The sequence below is a fragment of the Salinivibrio sp. PR919 genome, assembly GCF_001995355.1.
GTDB lineage: Bacteria > Pseudomonadota > Gammaproteobacteria > Enterobacterales > Vibrionaceae > Salinivibrio > Salinivibrio proteolyticus.
The window spans coordinates 1-1,958 of record NZ_MUFL01000163.1 but is presented as its reverse complement, the minus strand read 5'-3'; the positions used below and the strand labels follow the sequence as shown (position 1 = coordinate 1,958).

Sequence of the window (1,958 nt, the reverse complement as noted above, 5' to 3'; positions counted from 1 at the left end):
ATTCGGGACCGCAAAGATCCTAGAAGGAAGAAAGGTAATCACTGCACGATTCCGCTATTTCCTGAAGCTATCGAGATTATCAAACGACAGGCTCAAACCGGAGAGTATATTTTTCCGTACAAAGCCAGCTCCATCGGTGCAGCGTGGCAACGCATGTGTAAAGAGCAAAACATCAAGGATTTGCACTATCACGACCTCCGTGCAGAAGGGGCATGCCAACTGTTTGAGCGGGGATTGAACATAGTCGAAATATCAAAAATCACAGGACATCGAGATATAAACGTTTTAAACAACATCTATTTGCGTGTGGGTGTCGAAAGCCTACACAAAAAGAACTAGGTTACCGCTTCGAAATTTGGCCTGTAAACACAGGTCAAATGTGACCAAGATCACGATTAACGAAGAGAAGTAATTAATATTCAGAAGATTAGCTTCCGAGGCTAAGTACGTGAATCACTTCAATTCTATGTATTTCTCACCATTTCTCTATCGCCCTAAGTGCGTGAATTAGTTGAATGCCGCTGAAAAAACAGTCTATTTTACTTTTCAAAATCAGAGCCTTAGCATCGATCGTAGTTTGAAAACGCCTTATTACGAGAAAGATATGACCTCTGTTTTTATCGAAAAAGTAAATTCTAAATTCAAAGTCCGAGCCAGAGCCTTAGCGGGTGACCCAGTAACAGGTCAAAGGTCACGCACATTCAAGACCGAAGTAAAAGCAAAAGCGTTCAAGAAAAAACTCGCAGATCAATTTGCGAAAGGGGATTTTAGTTTCTTCTCCCAAACGCAAAAGCATCTATCTATGTCCGATGTTATCAATGCGTGCATCAGTAGCCCTCTTTTCATTGATTTGAAAGCTGAGAGTGCCTCGCTGCTAAAACGAATTGCCCTTACTGATATTGGCATTGCACCTGCAAATCAATTAGAAGCCTATCACTGGTTCAATTTAGCGAAAGATATGCACGTAACATGGGGAAACAAACCTCAAACCGTTGCACATAACCTGTCAGTGCTGCGCTCAATCTTGCAAAACTGCAAAACGATGCTGCGACTAGAAATTGAACTCGGTGGCTATGCCGATGCTATGGCGACTGCAAGACGTAAAGGCTATATCTGTCGCAGTGAGGAGCGAACTCGCCGACCGACAGAAGGTGAGTTAAATGCAATTGCAAAAGAACTTCAAAAGCAGAGCCTCAACTATCGCCAAAAAATACCAATGCTAGATCTTTTTGAATTTGCCCAAGAAACAGCAGCAAGACGGGGAGAAATCTGTAGTAACAAAATCTGTTGGGGGGATTGGAATGCTGAGAATCGCACCCTCACTATTCGTAATCGAAAAACACCAAACAAGGGTCAAAAGATAACTTCAACTTTTGAGCTGTCACCTAAAGCTATAGAAATCATTACGCGACAGCCCAGAGGTAAAGATAGTGATCCAATTTTCCCCTATAACGCTGCATCTGTAACTACCTCTTGGAGGCGAACAATGAAAAAGCTTGGAATTGAAAACCTAGAATTTCGCGACCTGCGAGCAGAAGCTTTGTGTCGACTGTACGACAAGGGGTGGGATCTATCTGCGATATCAAAAGTATCGGGACACAGAGATCTAAACATTCTCAACAACATCTATCTTCGCTTCTATCCTTCTCACACCAGTCGGCAGGTAGCTTAACCTTCGTATACGCCCTCAGCTTCAATCAGAACTGTTGATGAGGGCTAACTCTTACCAAAAGCATAGGTGTTCATTACACCTACTTCCCCCTCAAAAACATAGCATTACTAAACGATGATGGGTAACCGAAATTCCACAACTACTTAGTCATAGAAATAAGTTTTAAAGTAAATAGGTGATAGTTAAAAATCTCAGCAGAAAAGTACCTTTTCGCTGGTATGTAATTTAGGTGATAAATAAAATATATAAATAATAGGTAATAGAGAGTATCACAGCCCTTATGTAC

2 protein-coding genes are annotated in these 1,958 nt (G+C 41.6%); both read left to right on the top strand.

What is annotated here, in order from left to right; genetic code table 11:
* The coding region (locus BZG83_RS16350) for a tyrosine-type recombinase/integrase (RefSeq protein ID WP_158074989.1) at positions 1–339 on the top strand (339 nt) is incomplete at its 5' end.
* A gap of 172 nt (positions 340–511) precedes the next feature.
* On the top strand, positions 512–1,672 hold the full coding sequence (locus BZG83_RS16345) for a site-specific integrase (RefSeq protein ID WP_131825117.1): 1,161 nt from the start codon (positions 512–514) through the stop codon (positions 1,670–1,672).
* The last annotated feature ends 286 nt before the right edge of the window (positions 1,673–1,958 follow it).